At 51.6% G+C, this 22,289-nt stretch carries 13 protein-coding genes and 1 pseudogene; 2 read left to right on the top strand and 12 right to left on the bottom strand.

Annotated features, from left to right (window positions below; all coding sequences use genetic code 11):
- The first annotated feature begins 56 nt into the window (after positions 1-56).
- Complete coding sequence (locus ACFVHU_RS00070; protein WP_105659142.1) at positions 57-1,289, top strand: sensor histidine kinase; 1,233 nt, start codon at positions 57-59, stop codon at positions 1,287-1,289.
- A gap of 7 nt (positions 1,290-1,296) precedes the next feature.
- Positions 1,297-1,989 carry a response regulator transcription factor gene (locus ACFVHU_RS00065; protein WP_105659141.1) on the top strand — a complete coding sequence of 231 codons (693 nt, stop codon included), beginning with the start codon at positions 1,297-1,299 and terminating at the stop codon, positions 1,987-1,989.
- A 77-nt stretch (positions 1,990-2,066) separates the two neighbouring features.
- On the opposite strand, the gene metG is transcribed toward ACFVHU_RS00065, so the two are convergent.
- From metG to ACFVHU_RS00005, 12 genes and pseudogenes are all read right to left on the bottom strand, one after another.
- A complete protein-coding gene (gene metG / locus ACFVHU_RS00060) occupies positions 2,067-3,617 on the bottom strand; it encodes a methionine--tRNA ligase (protein WP_388021751.1) in 1,551 nt (516 codons plus the stop codon).
- A 57-nt stretch (positions 3,618-3,674) separates the two neighbouring features.
- A complete protein-coding gene (locus ACFVHU_RS00055) occupies positions 3,675-4,682 on the bottom strand; it encodes an NYN domain-containing protein (RefSeq protein ID WP_105659140.1) in 1,008 nt (335 codons plus the stop codon).
- Between the two features lie 122 nt (positions 4,683-4,804).
- Complete coding sequence (gene wecB, locus ACFVHU_RS00050; RefSeq protein ID WP_388021748.1) at positions 4,805-5,989, bottom strand: non-hydrolyzing UDP-N-acetylglucosamine 2-epimerase; 1,185 nt, start codon at positions 5,987-5,989, stop codon at positions 4,805-4,807.
- Positions 5,990-6,016: 27 nt separating this feature from the next.
- Complete coding sequence (gene wecC, locus ACFVHU_RS00045) at positions 6,017-7,249, bottom strand: UDP-N-acetyl-D-mannosamine dehydrogenase (protein ID WP_133834664.1); 1,233 nt, start codon at positions 7,247-7,249, stop codon at positions 6,017-6,019.
- Positions 7,250-7,381: 132 nt separating this feature from the next.
- Positions 7,382-9,157, bottom strand: coding sequence for a glycosyltransferase family 4 protein (locus ACFVHU_RS00040; protein WP_388021746.1), 1,776 nt, complete (start codon positions 9,155-9,157; stop codon positions 7,382-7,384).
- Positions 9,138-10,313 (bottom strand): glycosyltransferase family 4 protein, encoded by a 1,176-nt coding sequence (locus ACFVHU_RS00035; protein WP_388022936.1) that lies wholly within the window; start codon positions 10,311-10,313, stop codon positions 9,138-9,140. The genes ACFVHU_RS00040 and ACFVHU_RS00035 overlap by 20 nt, the downstream gene beginning before the upstream one ends.
- Before the next feature lie 50 nt (positions 10,314-10,363).
- Positions 10,364-12,277 (bottom strand): glycosyltransferase, encoded by a 1,914-nt coding sequence (locus ACFVHU_RS00030; RefSeq protein WP_388021744.1) that lies wholly within the window; start codon positions 12,275-12,277, stop codon positions 10,364-10,366.
- A gap of 109 nt (positions 12,278-12,386) precedes the next feature.
- Positions 12,387-16,820 carry a glycosyltransferase gene (locus ACFVHU_RS00025; RefSeq protein ID WP_388021742.1) on the bottom strand — a complete coding sequence of 1,478 codons (4,434 nt, stop codon included), beginning with the start codon at positions 16,818-16,820 and terminating at the stop codon, positions 12,387-12,389.
- Between the two features lie 575 nt (positions 16,821-17,395).
- Positions 17,396-18,565 (bottom strand): glycosyltransferase, encoded by a 1,170-nt coding sequence (locus ACFVHU_RS00020; RefSeq protein WP_388021740.1) that lies wholly within the window; start codon positions 18,563-18,565, stop codon positions 17,396-17,398.
- Between the two features lies 1 nt (position 18,566).
- Positions 18,567-20,279, bottom strand: coding sequence for a glycosyltransferase family 4 protein (locus tag ACFVHU_RS00015; RefSeq protein ID WP_388021738.1), 1,713 nt, complete (start codon positions 20,277-20,279; stop codon positions 18,567-18,569).
- Complete coding sequence (locus tag ACFVHU_RS00010; RefSeq protein WP_388021736.1) at positions 20,266-21,723, bottom strand: phosphomannomutase/phosphoglucomutase; 1,458 nt, start codon at positions 21,721-21,723, stop codon at positions 20,266-20,268. The genes ACFVHU_RS00015 and ACFVHU_RS00010 overlap by 14 nt, the downstream gene beginning before the upstream one ends.
- A 176-nt stretch (positions 21,724-21,899) precedes the next feature.
- A pseudogene (locus ACFVHU_RS00005) lies at positions 21,900-22,289 on the bottom strand (mannose-1-phosphate guanylyltransferase); the annotation flags it as partial.

Raw genomic sequence — 22,289 nt, 5'->3', positions numbered from 1 at the left:
TGGATAAACAGATCCTTTGCTTCGCTATACGGATCAACAGCTACTAAAACGTTGAATTGCAGGAACTCTTGATCTTTGCCAATCCCCACCGTCGAATTGACGGTTGGATCCGCGAGAATCCCGGACGGGTAGATTTCATCACCGGCCTGCTGTACACGCTGTTCTGCATACCGGCCGCCCTCAGCCTCGCTTCTTCGATGTCAGTTGCCGCCGTTCTCGCCGTGCTGAGCCTTTCTCTTCTCCAGTCAGCTCCGCTGATGGTGCGGCGTCGCTGCCCATGGGCAGCGACCCTCGTTGTCGCCACCGGGCATGTATTGCAACTGGGCTTTGACGGGCTAATGATGTTCTCGCAAGTATCCGTTCCAATCATGGTTTATACCATGGCTGTCTACGGGAAACGCTGGCAGTCATTCAGCACGCTGGGGCTGGGTCTGATTGGCGCGTTGTTGGCGACGTTCAGCATGTTCGGCGCCTCAAGGTACTCGCCTGATCCATCCCCCGTCTTCACCTTCGACATGATGATTTCTTTCGTGGGTCTTGCATTGGTTGTCACCCTTTCTTGGACCTTCGGTGACTTAGCGCGAACGAGGCGTCTGGCCATGAAGTCCCTGAGGGATCACGCCGAACGCCTCGAGAAAGAACGCCTCACCGAGCGCGCCCTGGCAGCTTCCGACGAGAGAAACCACATCGCCCGCGAGATGCATGACATCGTGGCCCATTCGCTCTCTGTCATCATCACCCAGGCTAACGGGGCACGATATGCGGCGGCGAAAGACCCGGAGATTGCCATCGAGACCCTGAAGACAGTTTCAGATACTGGCCGCGCTTCACTGAAAGAAATGCGCAGGCTTCTGGGAGTTCTACGCAAAGATGAGGAATTGGAGAATCGCCCTCTTCCGTCATTGGCAAACGTACCTGAACTCGTAGAAAGCGTTGCCGTGTCCGGACTGAATGTCCATCTCGAAACTTCTGGAACCCCGCGGAAAGAACTACCGGCAGGCGCGGAGCTCACAATCTATCGATGCGTTCAAGAATCGCTCACGAATGTCATTAAGCACGCTGGTCCTGATACACAGACCCAAGTCCATATTGAGTGGACTTCCCGGGGCCTGAATTTGAGCGTCAGCGACGATGGGCGAGGTGCCGGTTCCATCGTCCTGGAAGGCGTAGGACAAGGTCTGCAGGGAATGAAAGAACGCGTAGCCTTATATGAAGGTACCTGCACTGCACTCCCCCGGACCGGGGGCGGTTTCGCCGTTAATGTTTTCATCCCTTACACCGAGGACTAATATTCAAATGCCTAATACAGATGCCATCAAGGTCGGCTTGGTCGATGATCAGCTCTTGGTTCGCAGTGGCTTCAGAATGCTCATTAATTCCCAAGAGGATATGGAAGTCATTGTTGAAGCTGGCAATGGCCGTGAAGCACTAGCTGCACCACTGATGGCTCAGGCGGATGTCATCTTGATGGACGTGCGAATGCCGGAAATGGACGGCATCGAAGCTACCGAACGCCTATTGGATCCAGATAAGAAGGCCGCTGATGGTCCCAAGATCATCGTGCTGACGACTTTCGACATGGACGAATATGCGCTAAGCGCCATTCAAGCCGGCGCCAGCGGCTTTCTTTTGAAGGATGCGCCCCCAGAAGAACTCTTGGAGTCAGTACGCACCGTCAATCGAGGAGATGCCGTCATAGCGCCATCGACCACTCGACGGTTGCTGGACCACATGGCGCCAATGCTCAAGAAGAGCTCGTCACAGCACAAGGATCACCTGATTGCCGCGGTTGAATCGCTGACGCCTCGCGAGCGGGAAGTGTTTGGCCTGATTGCAGAAGGTTTTTCCAACCCGGAAATCGCAGAAAAACTATTCCTGTCAGAAGCTACAGTCAAAACCCATGTGGGTCATATTCTGGCCAAACTGGAAGCTCGTGACCGGGTCCAGGCTGTAGTCATCGCCTACCAGACCGGAGTCGTCACACCCTGACTGAATGAAAAAAATTGAGGTGTTCTGCTCGGATTCAGAATCAAGCAGAACTCCTCAATTTCCTCTCAGGAAAATTCTTACTTCTCTTCCTCGTAACGTGGGAACACAGGAGAAGGAGCTGGGAGCTCAGTGCCTGGGACCAAAGCGCTATCAAAGGACTCGAAGGTTCGCGCCGAACCTTCGCCAACTGCCAACGCATTGAGCATAGAAGTCATGGCCTGCGGCAATACTGGCTGAAGCAGCAACGCCACCTTGCGGACAATCTCAATGGTCACGTACAAGACAGTAGCCATACGCTCAGGATCGGTCTTCTTCAGCTTCCATGGCTCCTGCTCAGCGAAGTAGGCATTGGTATCGCCCAGAATGTGCCAAACGGATTCAAGTGCCTTGCTGAATTCCTGACGCGAGAAAGCATCTCGGTTGATCTCCAGCAGCTTGCCGGCTGCTTCCAGAATCTGCTGATCAGCTTCCAGCAATTCGCCCGGGGTCGGGACTACTCCCCCACAGTTCTTTGCGACCATCGAAAGTGAACGCTGTGCAAGGTTGCCGAAGTTATTGGCCAGGTCACCGTTAATACGGGCAACGATGGTCTCGTGGTTGTAGCTGCCGTCGGCACCGAACGGAACTTCACGCAAGAAGAAGTAGCGTACCTGGTCCAAGCCATAACGGTTCACAAAATCATCTGGGGAAACAGTGTTGCCCAGGGATTTGGACATCTTCACGCCGTTATTATGCAGGAATCCATGGATCATGACGCGCTTAGGCAATGGCAGTTTTGCAGACATCAAGAATGCTGGCCAGTAGATCGCGTGGAATCGCGAGATGTCTTTGCCGATCACGTGGACATCTGCCGGCCAGTATTTCTGGAAAGAAGCAGACTCAACGTCCGGGAATCCAACGCCCGTCAGGTAATTGGTCAGGGCGTCTACCCAGACGTACATTACATGCTTCTCGTTGCCCGGTACCGGGATGCCCCAATCAAAGGTCGTTCGAGAGATCGAAAGGTCCATCAGACCGCCTTCGACAAACCGTACTACTTCATTGAAGCGGGAACGTGGCGCGCCGAATTCAGGGTTGTTCTGGTAGTACTCCAGCAACTTGTCCTGGTACTTGGATAAGCGGAAGAAGTAGGACTCTTCTTCAGTCCAAGTAACTTCAGTGTCGGTTTCAACGGCATAACGAATACCGTCCTTGCGCACTTCCGTCTGGTCTTCGGTGTAGAAGGCCTCATCGCGTACCGAGTACCATCCTGCGTACTTATCCAAGTAAATGTCATCATTGGCTTCCATGCGGCGCCAGAGTTCCTGCGCAGCCGCATGATGGTCTGCATCAGTGGTACGGATGAAGCGGTCGTAGCTTGTACCCAGCTCATCATTCATGGCCTGGAATGCATCCGAGTTACGCTGGGCCAGCTGAGCCGGCGTGACCCCAAGATTCTCTGCGGTCTGCATCATCTTCTGGCCGTGCTCGTCGGTGCCGGTCAGGAAGAAGACGTCAAAACCATCCAGGCGCTTGAATCGAGCCATAACGTCGGTAGCCACTACCTCGTAGGCATGCCCAATGTGCGGGGTACCGTTCGGGTAAGAAATAGCCGTGGTGATGTAAAAAGGTTTCTGCTGAGAAGTCACGATATAAATTTACCTTAGCTAGCGTCGGAAAGCGGATTTCCAGATTGTACTGACTCGTCACATGATCTTGCCCAAATACTCCCAGAAGGCGCCACGAAGTGTGCGGCGGATGATCTGCTGATCAGTTTTCCATTCCCCAAGCACTTGAGCGCAATCCTTGAGCAAAGTCCTGTCAATTTCGGGTGGCAGCTGCGGCTTGTCAGCAATGAGTTCTACTACGTCAGACTGTGTCGTGAAGGCAAGCCAGGATTCAGCAACCTTTGCGCCGATCTCTTCTGCAACCTTCAACTCTTGTTGCTCATAAGCCGCGGAACCCTGATAGCCAGAAGCTTCACCACCACTGGAGTAGATCACCACAGGTTCGGCTTCCGGTTCAACGGCTGGCCTGATAACTGGCTTCTGAGCCATGACGGCAGGAGTAGGAACCGATGGCTTCGCTGCTGGCTTTGCTTCTGTCTCCAAAGACGCACTAGCAATTAGAGACGTCTTTTCAGAATGATTCTTGTCCCATTCAAGAACCTTGGTGAATGCGCTATCCAATAGTTGATTCGGAACGATTTCAATGTAGTCAGCGGTCAAAGCCAGGTGTTCAGCCACCGAGGCTACTCCAAGACGGCTATCGGATTTCGCTACGCCTAGTAACACTACTTTCATGCCCAAGTCTTGCGCTTCTTCGACGGCCTCGGCGAGGTCGTCATCGCCGGAGACCAAGTAAGCAATTGATGCCGAGCCATTACGGGCAACCCCTACAAGGTCCAGCGCCAGTCTCAGGTCCACACCTTTTTGCTCGCCGTTATAAGAGATACGACCTAAGCGCACTTTAACGCCGGGTATCAAGCCAATCCGCTTATGCTGCTCAGTAAATAGCCCGTCTTTCGAGGCGTCATACCAATACACGCGGAGGTTATTAAGACCCGTATTCTTCTTTACGGTTTGCACGATCCCGCGTACCAGCGCCTCGTAATGGGTTGTAAAGGCTGATCTTAAGGTCGTTCCGGCGGCACGATGACCGCCTAGTGAGAGCAGAAATCCGGCATCAATAAATATTGCAGTTTGATTCATCATGATTCGATCGTACTGATAAAACTAGGCAAACCATATTGAAAGGGCCTGCATCGCATGACTCTTTCCGGTGTAAACCAGAAAAGACCAGTTCAACTGGTGTTGAACTGGTCTTTTGAACGGAACTAGATGCTGGTTGCCCGCATCATGTCTTCTGGATCTGACAGACTGGAATCGAATTCCTCGATACGCGAACCTACGCCAAGCAATTCTGCAATTGCAGCGACGGTACGTACGGAAGCCCTGCCATCACCGTAAGGGTTTACAGAGTTAGCCATTTCGTTGTAAGCCGCTTCATCATGCAACAGCTCAGTGACCGATTCGAAGATGCGGTTTTCATCGGTGCCGATCAGGCGTACGGTACCCGCGGTTACAGCTTCAGGACGCTCGGTGTTCAGGCGCATGACCAGAACAGGCTTGCCGAGGCTTGGAGCTTCTTCCTGGACGCCACCGGAATCGGTCAAGACGACGGTCGAAGCATCAATGATGCGAGTGAATTCGCCGTAAGCCAGCGGCTCGGTCAAAGTCACGTTAGGCAGTCCATCGATTTCCGGAAGCAACGCTTCGCGAACCGCAGGGTTGCGATGCAACGGCAAGATGAATTCAACATCTGGTTCCGCCTTGGAGAGCTTTGCCAATGCACGGCCGATGCCGCGCATTGGTTCGCCTTGGTTCTCACGACGGTGCGTCGTCACCAGAACAATGCGCTTGTCAGAAGAAACCAATTCTTCCAACTTGGGATCCGAGAAAGGAACCTTCTTTTCGACAACAGTCAGCAGTGCGTCAATGACAGAGTTACCTGTGATAACGATGTCACTTCCCTTGAACGTTTCACGCTCAAGGTTACGCTTGCTCAACGACGTTGGAGCCAAATGCAGGCTGGCGATCTGGCTGGTCAGCTTGCGGTTAGCTTCCTCCGGGAATGGAGAGAAGATGTCATAGCTCCGAAGTCCAGCCTCAGCGTGAACCACTGGGATACCACGGTAGAAAGCAGCGATTGCGCCAGCCGTCGAAGTGGTGGTGTCGCCCTGGACCACTACAGCGTCAGGCTTTTCCTTTTCGAAAATCTCGTCAAGACCAGCAATGGTCTTAGTAAGCAGACCATTCAGGGTCTGGCGCGGCTGAATGACGTCCAAGTCATAGTCCGGCGTGATGCCAAAGAGCTCGTTGACCTGATCCAGCATTTCCCGGTGCTGTCCAGTTACGACAACAACGCATTCAAACTCGTCAGCTTCTTTCAAAGCCTTGACGATCGGCGCAACCTTGATGGCCTCAGGACGAGTGCCATAGATCGGCATGATCTTCTTCATAGATATATACCTTGTCAGCTTGGAGAACTAGCGCCAGAGACCGCGAGTGTCGATAACTTCCTTGCCGGCCAGCGCGGTTGCTGGTACGGACTTGAACTGGTCGTGGTCGACCAGCAAAGTAATTACACTTGCCGATTCTAGGGCTTCATCGGTTGCAACCAGCTTCAGGTTGGCGATGCCCGCAAGATTCTTAGGCAATTCTTCTACATGTGGCTCCACTGCAAGGAACTCGACGGTTGGGTTGGCTTCAGCCAACTTGCGAGCGATCGCAATCGATGGCGATTCACGCATGTCGTCAATGTTCGCTTTGAAAGCCAAACCCATGACCGCTACCTTGCCGTTGAAGGATGGGAGTTTGGTAGCTTCTACAACCTTGTCGATAACCCAGTTCGGCTTTGCATCGTTGGTGTTACGAGCCATGCGGATCAGCTTTGATTCTTCAGGAGCAGCCGAGACAATGAACCATGGATCAACTGCGATGCAGTGACCGCCAACACCTGGACCGGGCTGAAGAATGTTTACGCGTGGGTGGCGGTTGGCCAGGGAGATCAGTTCCCAAACGTCAATGCCCAGCTTGTCGGAGATGACCGACAATTCGTTAGCAAAGGCGATGTTCACGTCGCGGTACGAATTCTCGACCAGCTTTGCCATTTCAGCAGTCTTAGCATCGGTGGTGAGGATAGCTGCCTGGCAGAAGGTCTCGTAAAGAGCCTTGGCCTTCTCTGCAGCTTCTGGGGTGATACCGCCGACAATACGGTCATTGGTGACCAATTCTTCCATGACGTAGCCAGGAAGTACGCGCTCTGGGCAGTGTGCTACAAGCAGGCTGTCCTTGTTCAGGTCGGGACGCTTCTTCAGCAGGTAGTCGAAGAGGTGCTGGGTTGCACCTGGAGGCGAGGTCGACTCGAGGATAACCAGTTCGCCGCCCTTCAGCTTTGGAGCGATGCCCTCTGCTGCAGCCTCAATGTATGAAAGGTCAGCGGTGTAGTCATCGTTGAACGGCGTTGGCACAGCAACAATGTACGCTTCAGCTTCTGGAGTATCGAAGCTTGCAGACAAGGTACCTGCAGTCACCGCGGCGGAAACGAATTCGCCCAACGCCGGCTCTACGAACGGCACCTCGCCCTTGTTGACTGCCTCTACAGTTCGAGGAGTTACATCGACGCCTTTTACGGTGATGCCCTTCGAGGCAAGAATTGCAGCAGTTGGCAATCCGATGTAACCCAAACCGATTACGGCGACTTCTTTAATGTTGTTCACTAAAGTGACTTTCCTTCTGGTACGAGCGATGTTCCCTACGAAAGGGCCTGCAAGCTGATCTTGAAGCACAAGAAGTGCAAGATTAGCCCTATAAACCATATCCCATCACTGAGTTCAGCGACAGCCTCATTGTCACGGAGCTTTACTTATTACTTGCTCGTAAACTTGGACAACGCTAAGCGCGTTTTGCTCCCAAGTTCTATTGGCAAGCACGAATTCCCGCCCTGACTTGCCCATGCGTTCAGCTGCCCCTTGGTTTAAAATCAACTTTTCGATATTTTCGGCCCACTCAGCCACATCCCCCGCAGGTATCAAGTGACCGTTCTCACCGTCAGTGATCAGCTCCTGCAGGGCAGGAAGATCGGATGCCAAGACAGGTACGTTCGATGCCATTGCCTCAACTGGTTTGAGCGGAGTTACCGAGCGAGTGACAGCAGAGTCAATTCGTGGCACGACGAAAGCGTTCAACGCAGCATGATAGACATGCGACTGTTCCCGCGGAATGCGACCAGGAAAAACACAACGCGCGGCGATGCCTAGACTTTTGGCAAGACTGATCAGATTCTCGCGATCCGTACCATCGCCAACGATCAACAAACGTAACTCCTTGTGCTGCTTCGCAAGTTCAGCAACAGCACGGACAACTGTCGAAAGCCCCTCATAAGGGACCAAGCTGCTAACCGTCCCCACATAAAATGCTTCAGAATCGAGGTCCAGCTGCGCACGAGCTTGGTCCCTGGGCACGGGTTCCTCTAGGAACTTTTCCCCTATCCCGTTCGGTAATATTGAAATCTTTGATTCATCAACGCCCGCGTCAATCAGGTTGCGTTTCATGGCATCGCCCAAGGTGAAGACATGATCGGCATGCCGAGCTACAAACGCTTCGCGTTCCACGAATAGTCGGTATCGTTCTGAATCTTTCGAGCGCTCGGGACGCGTAGAAAGCCACGTGTCTGCCAGCTGTCCGCGAACTTCATAAACCCACGGTATACCGGTCGCTTCTGCAACGGACTTAACCGCTAGAGCGTTAGAAAAATCTGTCGTCGTGTGAAGTACAGAAGGGGCCTCTTGAAGGACTCTGCTCAGTAGGTCTTCAGCTTGTTGCTGGATTCTTCCGGTGAAGTCATGCTTCGCTGGAAAAGGCAGGCAGCGCTGGTATTCGATACCAGAAACCACGTCAGCTTCTGAGACGGATAGTTTGCCGATATTCAAGGGATAATTCACACGGGTAAGTCCTTTGACTCCCCATCCTGCATCCCTTAATGACGCGAGAATTGAATGAGTTCGTTGTGCGTAACCGCTACCAGTGTGTGGCAACGAATTGGTAGCAACGTAAAGAACAGAACGAGTCGCGCTAGTCGATATACCGGCGGTACGGAGCGGAGAAAGACAGGGCTCTGCCCCCTTGAAGGATGCCAATTCTGATTCATAGTGACGAAGTTGACGGCCACTGCGATTCTGCTGCAACAGCTCAATGGCATCTGTCATCCAGCCCAATGACCACAATAGACGGGCCTTGGCACGTACGTGGGCGATGGAAGGTTTGCCCCTATTGAGTAATTCTTCTGCAAGTTCCCACTCATTGGAAGCAATGCAAAGGTTAGCCAGGAATACTGACTGCCTTGGGTTGCTGTCGGAGCTTAACCATTCTCTGCAGGCAGAGAGCAGGGCACTAGTGTCATCCTTCAGCATGGCCGAGAGCGCGCGTAGCCGAATGCTGGATTTATCACTCCCAAGAGTAATAATCAACGAGCGTTGAACCGGCTTGGACTTGAAGCGGCGAGCAACTTGGAGCGCAAAATAAGTAGGATCATCAGCAATGTTGGAAAGTACCAAATTACCGGTGTTGATTGCATTCGGAATGACTTTTAGATTCAAAAGTTCTGCTCTATCTCTTGGAGTACGCATCGACGACTGTGGCTAGTAGTTCGGCATATTCCCGCCCGGCTTGACGTAGCGATCCATGTTTCCTGACCCAGTCGGTCCCGCGACGATCGGTCCGCAAAATTCCAGGGTTCGCAACCAAGTTGTTAATGTAAGCGGCCAGGGAAGGTACATCTTGTTCAATCACAGTCCCAGCCTCGGAATCACGAATAATTTCCGCTGCTTCTCCTCTGACCAAACCGCTGACGTGCTGATTCAAGTAAAGAAGTTCATAGAGTTTCGAAGGCACTGTGTGATTAAAGCTCGGCCAGTCAGGACGCAGAGAAACTAGGCATGTATCCGCCCACGAGTAATTTTCCAGTACCTCCTGGCCGTAGACAGGGTCTTGGAAGTCAATATCAAGCCCAAGATCCATCGCTAGGCTTATCAATTTACTCTTTTCAGTACCCTGGCCAACAATGCGCAGACGTACAAATTCTGGTACGTACTCCATCGCTCGGATAACGGTCTCCAGACCCTGGCTCCGACCAATGTTCCCTAGATAGAGAATATGGAATTCGCCATCGATCTCGCGTTGAGAAACTGTAAGATCTTCGCGTTCGGTTTCAACGCCGTTGGTGATTGTGGCGACGTTCTTCACGCCATTTCGCTTCATCTTCCCCGCCAGGCCGTACGTCACCGTGACGAGCATATCGCTTTTATTCACAACGAAACTGATGATCTTCGAAATAGCTGGCTCGACCCAGCGGAACTTGATAACTTGTGATTCACTGAGCAAATCTGGCCAAGCATCCCGGAGGTCGACAACTAAGGGTACACCCCGTAAACGGCTGGCCACGAAGCCAACAATTAGCGTTGGAATTGCTGGGACAGTTGCGATAATAACGTCAGGCTTTTGCCCTCGGAATGCAGCAGGGACGCTCAGAACTGCATCAACGCCATGCTTCAATACTTTTCCGAGCATCGTTTTGGAACGACGCATTGATGGATAGTGCTGCAGCTTCAAATAATGATTATCAAGAAGACGACTTTGCCGTTTAGTTGCAATCCGATTTGATTTCGGGGTCACTACAGTAACTTCGTGCCCCAATTGCCCCAGTTCGTCGGCAATAATTGACCAGCGTCGCTGAGGTGGCGAGATCTCAGGCGTGAACGAGTGAGTCAGAAGCATAACTTTCATCTTCTTCACTCCCCTGATTTACCTCGTACTATTTGCACAATAAGACTTTCCTAGAAAAAGACATGTTTATCATTGCGTCCAAACCACTGAATACTACCAGTTGCAGTCAACTCCGCATCACTCAGATCCCAGGTATGCGCTAGCCCATCATTCCCGCGCATCTGGGTAAAGTTGAAACGGTCACTCGAATAAATGGTTCCTCCACGTTCAATGACGTCATTTAGGAATCTTGTATCTTCGCCACGGTTACGTGTATCAAAGGGTGTCTCGCGGAAAACGTGCGCGCGGCCAAGCATCGTCGGACCCATCACGAGGTTTGTAAAGCGGTGCTCACGTTCGGCAAATCTCAGCAAAGTAGCATCTGAATCCGCGAGGTACATGTAATGCGCCTGCTTGCCTACTATCGAGGCGCCACTGTATCGAAGCGCTGAAACTTGATCGAAGAGATAGTACTCCCCGTATAGGTCGTCATCATCCATTTTGGTGATGAAGTCGCCGTTGGCCATGGCCACCGCGGCGTTCAGGCAGTCACCCAAAGTATTTTCTTCACCCATCTCAAGCAGTTGGTAGTTCGCTACTCCAGCTGCTGATGCCATATCGGCCAGTTGTCCAGTGGCGGCCGAGAACTTATGAGCCACGAGGACGAGCTCAACTTCAACATCCTTCTGTTTCCCTACAGTCTCGAATATATGCTGAAGCTGGTGAGGCCTTATGGTCGAAACAATCGCACTTACCTTTGGAGTGCAGGACATGGACATTGGCTGACCGTGAGCAGAACGGAGCCCAACGAATTGTTCAACCTGTTGAGCACGATGCGCATAAGTATGGTTCTTCCAGATCCTGCGCTGACCCATATGGACCATTCGCTGGCGAAGTTCTGGGCTCCGAACCAAGCTGCGAATCGAGTTAGATGCTTGTTCCCTGGTGGATACCTGAAGTACCTCTGAAGGCGTGAAGAAATTCTCTATCGCTGCGCTTGGAGCCGAAACCACAGGAGTGCCAGCGGCGGTGATCTCGAATATTCGACGGGCACACATGCTTGGCGAATCGACCACGGAGTTGACGTTCAGAAAAACGTTGTAGTTCTTGTACGCAGAAAGCATCTTGTCATAGTCGAGCGAGCCGACAACATTCTGGTCATACGGTGCCGGGAACTGGTACTTCGCGTCTCCGCCGTGCTGCCGGGAGAAAATGTCTAGCCCGCTAGTGAGCTTTGGCGAGATATCCATGGCTCCGCCAAGCACGATCTCCATCTGTTCTTGTCGTTCGGGGTACTTGTCCGCAAAATACATTCCGGCGAAAGCTACATCTCGGCGTTCTTGGCTAAGTGTCCGTACCGGATTATGGAACTTCGGCTGAGCTGCAAAGCTCAACGCTGCGACACGTTCATGGCCCAGCGCTTCATGGTATTCCGGAATTTTGCGGGAATCTGATGTGAAAACGACATCGAACAGCCTTGCAGAATCGAGGAAGTCGGCGAAGTGCGGTGGGTCTTCTTTATTCCAGAAAACTGCTGGAACAGATCGTTCTTTAAACGCTTCCACCATCTCGACAAACGCTGGTCGAGGTGCCGACGGACCGGTTAGGTGGTACTGCCAAGACTTGTTGTTTCCAGCCCAGGCCGACTCCACGAAGAGAAGATCAAATTCTCGTGTTTCAAGTTCATCCTGCCATGAGCTGGGGGTGATAAAGGTGCAGTTCCATTCAGGCGCCCAAGCTTTCGCGCTGAAATCATCAAGAATGACGGCAACGTTTAACTTTCCATCGTGGTCCTCTGAAGGTTCAAATTCTACCGGTGGGAATTGCAGTCCAAGCAATTTCTCAACATCTGTTCGCAAGTAGCGCTGCTGTCCCCCGATGCGCAAATCATAGTTGCGGCGCTGGTACCACTCCTGCAATTGCTGTGGACCACCCTGGCGAAGATGCCAAAGTGCTTTTCGGAAGTCCCCTAATGCAATTTTCACTTCTCAACTCACTTTATCTTCAATGCAGACTAGATCAATAATACAGTGAGGTGCATTCGGTGGCGATTGCCACTGAACGCACCTCACTAGAGAAAAGCACTATAGAGCGCTAGTTAGCTTCAATTTCATTCATGATTCGAGCAAGCACATCGTTGGAATCGTAGTTCTTCACAGTGAACTCGCGTGCAGCTTCAACCTGCTCTGCCAGTTTCGCTTGATCCTGTACCTGACTGATCACGTATTGAGCTGCTGACGCAGTGTCTGCATGCAACCACTCATTCGGGTACAGCCATTCCGCTCCCGGCCAGGCCAGGCCTACCGGCAACGCACGAGATGCCGCTCCATCTGCAAGAGTGAAGTGGAATGACTCGAAATCACTGGTGGATACGGCAACACCGATCTCCTGGTACCACTGGGCCATATTATCGCCTTGAGGATCGAAGACCACAGCACCGCGGAGTAGATCAGATTCTTCAATACGAGCATACTGCGCCTCGTAGAAGGCCATTTCTTCCTCGCGTGCAGCCATCCAGGGGTAATCTTCCGGTCGTTTGCCCTTGACGCGCAACGTAAAGCGGCTATCGATTGCACGCAACTTTTCCAGTAGATCAAGCACGAGATCGAATCGCTTCATCTGCGGAACCATGCCGACGAAGCCCAATACAAATTGAGAATCATCGGACTTGGGAAGATCCAGCTTCTTGGTATCCACAGAGTTAGGAATGACCATCGTTTTTTCCTCAGGAATTCCGAACTTTTGAATCGCCATTCCTCGGATCAACTCGCTGACAAAGATCACCTTGTCAACCTTCTTGAAGTTCACCGATCGAGGGTAATCCGTGAATAGTTCCTGCGAGTGGAATCTGGTCACCAGTTTCTGCCCAGGCTTCAAATGCGTTGAATACCACGCCAAATTGCCAAGTGACCATTCGCAGAACACCGTGTCAGCATCTTCTAGAAGATCCTGGCTCTCTTCAACATTGTGCTGAGCGTGGCCGTCCCACTTATCGATCTTCAGGTTGTGCCCGTGTTCGGATATCCCGGCCATGATTGACCCGGCAAACTTCAGGTCATGTCCCGCGACTAGGATGTTCTGCGAGTCCTTGGATGCAGGATTGTCAATGAGCGTGCCGTCCGCTTCTTCGACGTCAAGTGGGCGTCGAAGGCATATGGTCTCTACGGCAGAATCTGCGATGTTGCTGCTGCGCGTCAAAGTCGGCAACTGCGCATCCACATGCTCGCGCATCCAGAGCGGCAGGCCCTGCGTACCCACGTACTTGTCAGAGACCTGTACCGTTGCAGTTTGGCCATAGAACATGGCAGTTAGCATGTCTTCAAGGACCTGATGATCTTTGATAACTTCTTCAGCGTTGGAGGCAACCACCTCTGCTTCACGAACTGCGTCACTGCTCACTACTGCAATTCCTGCAGTTCGCAAAATGTTAACTGCAGCATCATCGTCGCTGAACCCGGCAACGTAAACCTGCGAAGGTCGAACGCTAGCTGCTACAAGATCCCAAGCAATTTCTTCGGTCAACGTCTGCAGTTCAATGCCAAGTGATGGCAAAGTCGGGATATCAACTGCGAGACCAGCCATGCGAAGCGCCATGGCCAAACGATGGTGCGCCAGATGCTTGCGGAAGGTCACACGCAATGGCTCCCAAGCATCGGCCACGCGATCAGCTTCGGAGTTCATCCATAGTGTTGAAATCAGTTCCGATTCCCGGCGCGAACCGACCACAGGAACCGACCCATCAAACATCCAAGTAACGCCGAAGCTCTTGCCGCTAATTACCGGAGTACCACATGCCGCAAGCTCGAAAACTCGACGAGAGAACATAGTTGGTGAGGCATTCACCGAGTTAACGTTCACGTGCACCGGATGAGACTTGTAAGCCTCTACCATTTCTTCGTAAGTCAGACCGCCCTGGACATAGTCCTGCAATGCTGGTGGGAACTTGTATGGCGATTCAGGATTATCGGCTTGGCGATCATAGATGGTCAGTCCCTGGGGACGTGCTCCTTCGAGGATTGCGCGCAATTCCTTCGAACGCTCCGCATAACGATCACCATAATAGGAGCCACCGTACGCCACAGTATGCGAGTAGGCGCGGGAAGATCCCATTGGATTGTGGATTTCCGCTTGCGCCCAGAAGGAAAGGCTGCCCAACGCCTTGAGGTTTCCACCACGGTGATCCCAGTAGTCCCGCAAGCAGTTGGCGTCAGTAGTCAAAACAACGTCGAAGTACTTTGCGGTACGGCGGAATCGATTGAAGTGAACCGGGTCTTCCTTGTTCCAGAAGATTGTTGGGATGTTCTTGCCGCGGCAGTAGCCAATTAGTGCTACTAGATCCGCGCATTGCTCATCGTCGTAGTAACCGACCTTGCGGGTCCAAGTTCCATCATTGCCTGCCCACGCCGATTCTACGAAGAGCACATCGACCGGATTCGCTGTCAATGCCTCTCGCCAGTTATTAGGAGTTGGCGACACGACATTAACTTCGCGGCTGATGGTTGAGGTCGTAAATTCGTCAGCGATAAGAGCCATACGAATCTCTTTAAGCTTCTTGCCCGTTGGCCTACGGCCCTGGACACTGGCAGCTTGGGCAACGAAAGTTTTTGCCACGATTGGCCATGTACGGTTCTCTACCGTCCACTTACGGGCACGGCGCCCCATATCCTGAGCGGTCCTCGGATCATTAGCCAGGAGGGCGATCGATTCAGCCAAGGACTGCACATGATCCGCTTCGAAGAGCAAGCCACGAGCACTATCGGTACCAAGCAACGTAGCAATTGGCGAAACGTTGGATCCGATCACCGGACGGCCTGCAGCCATTGCTTCAATAGGCTTCAATGGTGAAACGAGTTCTGTAACAATATTCGATTTTCGCGGGCAGACCACGGCGTCAAAAATTGCCAGGTAATCGTTGATTTGTTCGTTCGGTACGCGCCCGGTGAAACGAATTCGCTCGTCCAAGCCCAATTCGGTCACTTGCCGCTTGAGCGCGGGTAAGACCGAGCCGTCGCCAACGATTAGTGCGCCTACGTGCGATAGAGATTCTGGTAGCTCGGCTACCGCGTTGATTAGTAGATCCAGTCCCTCGTAGTCCACAAGGCTGCCAGCATATCCAAGAAGGAACTCGCCCTTCTTTTTCTTGTCAACGACCTTCGATCGCTCAGCTGGGAGAGGGACGTACTGGAAAATGTTCGCAGCATTCGGCAAGATTTCAATCTTGTCTCTTTCTGCGCCGCGCTTCACCAGTTCCTCACGGACTTCCTCCGTGATTGCTAAGGCACGATCCGCTTCGTTCGCCACCAAAGTCTCAATGCGGCGTGCTAGTTCGAATCGTTCCGATTTGTGCCAAGTTTCGTTGCCAGCCGCTGCGGTGATTTCCCAAAGCCCACGTACTTCGTAGATGAACGGGATTCCAAGACGACGAGCTGCGATCAATGCTGGCAACGCCGTAATGTGGTTGGACGCAGATACGATCACTGAAGGTCGATTCATCATCGCTTCGCGAACATAAATATCCGCCGCGATCTGCACAAACTTATCCAGTGGATCGCTACGTAGTGATACACCCGGGTTAAAGTACGTATCGACGCCCTGGTAATTGCGAATCAGGCGCTTTTCTTTCGGCATCTTCTTGTTGACTTTGGAGTCCCAAGGGTAGCCAGGTCGCGCTGCAATGAAGAGATCCATGCCGGCTTCGGTGACGGCAGTGGTGAGACCAGTCGTACGCGTCGAATATCCGTTGCTGTTGTATTCGCCAGTGCTGTGCGCGCAATACATCACTTTATCCGGCCGCGGCATATAAGCAGGCGTAGAGGTCTTCGGCGGAACTACCGGCAAGGAATCGAATAGTCGGGCTTGTCCCAGAATCTGATCGTGCAAGGCTCCGAAGCTTGAAGGCGATTCCTCCTTTGCAGCAAGAGCAACTAACCCTTCTGAAGGTTCAACAATCTCGCCCTGGTCGCGGTAACGGGCTATATATGCATCCGCTTCACGCTTAATAGCATCGATGAAGCTTTCTTCGATGCCGGTTCCGGCAGGACTGTCTGGCCGACTTACATTGTCGAAGTTGGAAATGCTTGGTGATGCCGCCAGGACTGGAACATTCTTTTGAACTTGGCGAGGAGCAACAGGCTTACGCGCAAAGGGGCTCTTCAAACCGCGTGCGGCTCTAACGACCGGATGGTTCTTTAGATTCTCATACGCCGTTTTGAATTTCTCGGCCCGGTCATGCTCATTCGCGAGTTGCTTCTTGAGAATCGATGCCTCACGGCTGAATTTCTGTCGTGCGTCCTTAGCGGCAGCAAGTTCTCGTTCGAGCCTCGCGATTAGGCCATCTGACTTCACCTTGCGCGATCGCAGAGACTCGTTCTCCCGCGATAATTTCGATGATTGCGCACGGTACTTAGCCAAATCATCCAGTACCCTGGTCTCAAAGTCACCTTCAAGATTCAGATATTCCTGTCTAATGCTAAAAAGTTCGGCACGCGAACTCATTGCTTGAGCGGTCTTGCGATTCGATCGTTTCAACGAGGAAACTCCCTCAACTTTGTAGTCTTATCCGCAAGTAATTCTAGCGGTTCGATTGGAAGAGCCGAGGTTTGACACAACCTAGCGATAGCAATTCAGCGAAACACTTCCTGACCCATTGGGTTGTCGGTGAAATATTCGTCCATTGTCGCCAGGCACAATCGTTCGATTCCAGCAGGGTTGGGCCCCGCCAGCAATGTGTAGGCGTTGATGATGCGGGCTCCCAGTAAAACGACTTCACACGCTCATGACTACATACTGTTGACCTTGCCCCGATCAAGCAGAACCGGCCTCGCGTACCTAGTCTTCACGTGATTGTGGTCAAGTAACGAGCGAAATCATAATGTCGATAATTCACCAACACGTAAGTTTGATTACACATGAGCCGTCTAAAGAAGTACCGAGAACGCCAGAAAGTCGACGCGACGGTCAGAAAACGACTCAGAGAAATCAATATGCTTAGTTCATAATTCCACGCCAACCAGCCCCAAAAAAAAACGGAGTGGCTGATTGGCGATAGGAATTATGTGACTATTCTTTGCCCAGTCGATTAACTGCTGATTTCAACAAGTCCGTCACTTGAGTCGTATAAGCAAATCCTGGGCAAACTGCGAGCTAACTTTATCTGCGGAAAGTCTCTTCTGTTCGGCAGAAATGGCCGCTAGAGCAGCCTTACTCCCGATTAGATCTATGGATTCCATCATGGAATCTGCTAGGGACGCTACGGTTTCATCCTCTACAAAAATCGTACTCTCTGAATTTAGTTCCGCCAGAAACGTAGGAGTCGCCGAGGCAACAATTGGGAGATCGAATGCGCCGTACAATAACGCGGCACCGCTATTCAACGATCGAGCATAATGAACAACTCCAACATCTGACGCGCGCATAAAGTACTGCACTTTATCCGTTGGTATGTTTGAGTCTTCGATCAAAACACGTGGGTGAACGTTCGCTCTGGTTATAAACTCTTGCACTTCATCTGAGTTGTCTGCTTTACCAGCAAATATTATTCTAAATCGCTGCATGGGGTTCTTGGCAACCAAATGATCAAACGCATCGAGCGTACGGCTTAGACCCTTGTAAGCCTTAAGTGCACCAAAAACAAGGAAAACAATCTCGTCGCCATGGATTCCTAACGCCGCTCGCGCGTCCTCTCGGCTCACATAATCAGGGTAGGCACCTTTATAGCTCGGATGCGGTGAAACTAGAATCTTGGAACTATCAATCTCGGTAATACCTGACATAGCATCGGCCGTGGCTCCAGACATCACATGTAAAACGTCTGCAGTGTCGGCGATCCGTTGCTGGATTTCAAGTTCAACATGTACATGCATTGCGTCATGCGGATAGACGTTATGAACAGTCCAGACAATATTGAAACCGAATTTTTGGAGACGTTGCAGCCTTCCAGCCATACCCATGCCCATCATTCTGGCACGCTCCGGGTCTTCCATCCCCTGGGTCATCCATGAGTTCCAGTGTAAATGCAGAGTCTTTGTTAGTGGCCTCAGGGATAAGTTCTGCAGATCCAAAAACTTAGCCGGCTGGAGAACGGGCGCCGCCAGAATTCCTTCATTCGGAAATTGCTTGTAACACAGGGCCTGATAGGGATTGACCCTCGCAACCGGTGTATATGCCAGTAGGTGTTGGTCTCCAATATCGGATTTAGAAGCATGCAGAGAGCCCAGAAGCTCAGAGGTTGGCGACAACTCAGTCGCACGGAATCCCAAATAAGTGGATTTCATGTTAGCTCCCTAACTTAGAAAATTCTTGTACATATCGATCACCATTGGACTTCCAAGTACGCTCCGATATCACCCACTCGTATCCGGCTTGGGCGATTCTTTCCTGTGCCTCACGATCTTCGAACAATGTCTCAAGTCGATCAGCCAATGACTCGGCGTCGCCTGCAGTATAAGACAATCCACGTTTTGGCGCGTCCGTAATTTCCAATAGCGCTGGCAGATCTGATGTAACAACAGGTTTGCGTTGTGCCATCGCTTCGAATGGTTTTAGCGGAGTAACATACGTCGCAGCACGTTCCCGAATGCGTGGAACGACGAAGAGATCAATTAGTGAGTAGTACTCGTCGATCTCGTTATGATCAACGGAACCCGTAAATATCACTCGGTCCGATACACCACGCTCAGTTGCGAGCTCCTTTAACAGATCCATGCGGGGACCGCCGCCCACTAGAATGCATTTTGCTACCCGCCCGCGACTGCCAAGAATAGCAAGCGCCTCAATCAGTGTTTCCTGCGATTCACGGTAGTGGTCCATGTTTGAGACGTATCCGAAAGTCGGAACATTCAACAATCCGTATTTTCTAGCCAACTCAATGTTTCTATCAACGGGTTTGAAGTGTTCAGAGTCGACGGCGTTGGGAATAATTCCGATCTTTTTGGGCGGAACTCCTCTTGAAACAAGTTCATCCTTCATGGATTCACAAATAGTCAAAACACGATCCGCAACTGCCATGCAGTACTCTTCAGTCGCCATCCGCTGAGTGAAGATCTCGCCAGATTGCTCAACGCGTGTATCATCAGTCCAGTTTGCTTCGAAGAACGAGCGCACTTCATATACCAGTGGAATTCCGGTCTTCGCCCGAAGAGCAATACCTGAAAGCGCGGTCTCAAATCCACGTCTTCCCGAACTGGCATGAATCACTTGTGGGCGAAGTTTCTTGATTTCTTCGTAGGCTAAGTCAGCAAACATCTGATTGAACTGGTCAGCCGGAACTTTCGAATAATCAATCGAACCCATTCCTAATCTGACGTGCAGAATGCCATCAACGAACTCGGTGCGTGTTTTAGGATTGTTATCCGGGAAGCCCGGTTCAGTGATGACGACGGGCTCCAAGCCCGAAGCTTTTTCAGCTAAGAAGTTCTTATGGCTGCGCGAGGTGAATCCATTGGAAAGATTCGGTCGGCTCTCTTTAACCAGATGTACTATACGTCCCTCGACGAGGTTATCGATTCTACGTATTGGACCCTGAATTTTAGGAACTGCGCCATGCAATTCCTTTACACGACCTTCGAGGAACTGCAATCCAGCAGTATTCTGAGATTTTTCTTTCTTGGCAATTCGATAGCTCAATTCGAGAGCATCAGAGATAGACCCCTCTTTGGTTCTCAACACACGAAGAGCCTTCATATTGGAAAGCGAGTCTCTGGTACGATCCGACGTGGCATCAGCCCAAATGTTCGCTTTAGTGAAGTCTCGATCCCGAGTATAAAAAGCTACAGCATTGCCTTCATTGAATTGGGAAGTAAGGACAGGAAATTTTTGCAGAATTTCTTTCAGCCTACGCGACTCGCCGCTATCTCCAAGTCCTGCAACCATATCTGCCAATGCTTTTCGTTGCCGACCTGCAAAATTCACTAGACGCGCGATGTCTTGGTGTGCTTTATCCAGTTCTTGCAATACTTCTTTTTTGTTGTATTTCTTAGAATCCATCATTGGCTCCATTCATCTCCAAGGCCGTGGAGTTCTCGAATCGCACAATAGATAAAACCTCATCGGCAACCTTATTAATGACACCAGGTTCACGTGATTCACCGTTGAAGCGTAAATACGGCTCAGTATTCGACGGACGTAAATTGAACCACCACGAGCCGTCCTCGGCCGTAAAAGTCGTGCCGTCCATTTCTGTTATAACCGTAGGTGAAGACTTGAAGGAAGCGACAACTCTAGCGATAGCGCCGGCCTTGTCCTCGACTATTGAATTAATCTCTCCGGTTGAAACATACGGCTCATATTCAGCGCCCAATTCTGAGAGAGATCCGCTTTGTTCGCCCAGCGCCGCCAAAACGTGCATCGCCGCAAGCATGCCTGTATCCGCATTGTAAAAGTCACGGAAATAATAGTGAGCAGAATGCTCTCCGCCAAATACAGCACCCTGCTTGGCCATTTCAGCTTTAATGAATGAGTGTCCAACTCTTGTCATTACAGGGGTGCCACCTGACTTTTCTACAAATTCGGGGACAGCCTTCGACGTGATCAGATTATGAATGACGATTGGAGTTTTCTCCCCTGCAGCTTGGGCCCGAGCAATTTCACGCGTTGCCACGAGAGCCGTGATTGCGCTTGGTGAAAGTGGCAACCCACGTTCGTCAATTACGAAGCACCGATCCGCATCGCCATCAAACGCCAGACCCAGATCTGCTTTATGCTTCAATACTGCCGATTGTAAATCTCTAAGGTTCTCAGACTCCAGCGGATTTGCAGGGTGATTCGGGAAGGTCCCATCGAGTTCAAAGTACAGTGGCACTATTTCTAGCGGTAGCTTCGAAAGTAAGCCATCGCCAAGTACAGCTGGGGTGGTTAAACCGCCCATTCCGTTACCAGCATCTACAACTAGTTTAAGCGGACGTATGTTGGATAAATCGACAAGTTCTCGCAAGTAACTGGAATAGTCGGCCAGCACATCTTGCTCACGAATCTTACCCAGCAAGTTGTTCGGTACCGTTGGTATTCCGGCAGCCAGATAGGCTTGTGCTTGATCTCGAATATCGTAAAGTCCGTTCTCTGATGAGATTGGACGTGCGCTTGATTTCGACATCTTGATGCCGTTGTACTCGGCCGGGTTATGACTCGCTGTAAATACAACTCCCGCGGCATCATATTTTCCTGAAGCAAAGTACAGTTCGTCCGTAGACACAAGCCCAAGCATGACAACGTTGGCTCCACGCTGAATAGCGCCGCGAGCAAAAGCTTCGGTAAAAGTAGGACTTGATGGACGCATATCTCCACCAACTAACACTTCATTACCTGCTAATCCCAGTACATCGACGAAAGCAGCTCCAATTGCTTCCACTGCTTCAGCGTTGATACTCTCGTCCACAATGCCCCGTACGTCATAGGCTTTAAAAGAGTCGTTGAGGTTGATATCAATACTTGACAAGATAGATTCTCACTTCTTTTTCATCATTTCATGTTGGCACATAGCAGACTGCTCCTTCAGAACTTGCTCGCCTACGACTTGTATAGCAAGTCGCGTCATGATCAAGAATCCTACATAGAACGGAGATGTTGTTTGTTGATAGCTGAGGTTAACAACTTGCGGGTGGATGGTGGATTTTAGAGCACCTCGGTAGCGCCGTCGGCCTTCAAGGCCTCCACGGTCTGCTTGACCTTCTGCGCATGCTCCTTGGTGGTCACCAGCAACGCGTCGGCGGTATCCACCACGACCACATCCTCGATCCCGACCAGGGCCACCACGCGCGGGCGGTCCGAATAGACCACGCCGGTAGCGCTGTCGGCATACACGCGCACCGACTCGCCGCCCAGGTTGATGATGCCCTCCTCGGCACTGGCCTTGTTCAAGCGGCCGATCGCGGCGAAGTCGCCCACGTCGTCCCAGTTGAAAACGCCGGGGATCACCGCGACGTCCCCGGCCGCGGCGGCCGGCTCGGCCACCGCGTAGTCAATGGCGATCTTCGGCAGATCGGCCCAGACTTCGCGCATCAC

This window comes from Glutamicibacter sp. NPDC127525, assembly GCF_042672105.1.
Taxonomy (GTDB): Bacteria; Actinomycetota; Actinomycetes; order Actinomycetales; family Micrococcaceae; genus Glutamicibacter.
The sequence above is the reverse complement of the archived record's forward strand: the minus strand, read 5'-3'. Positions and strand labels throughout refer to the sequence as shown.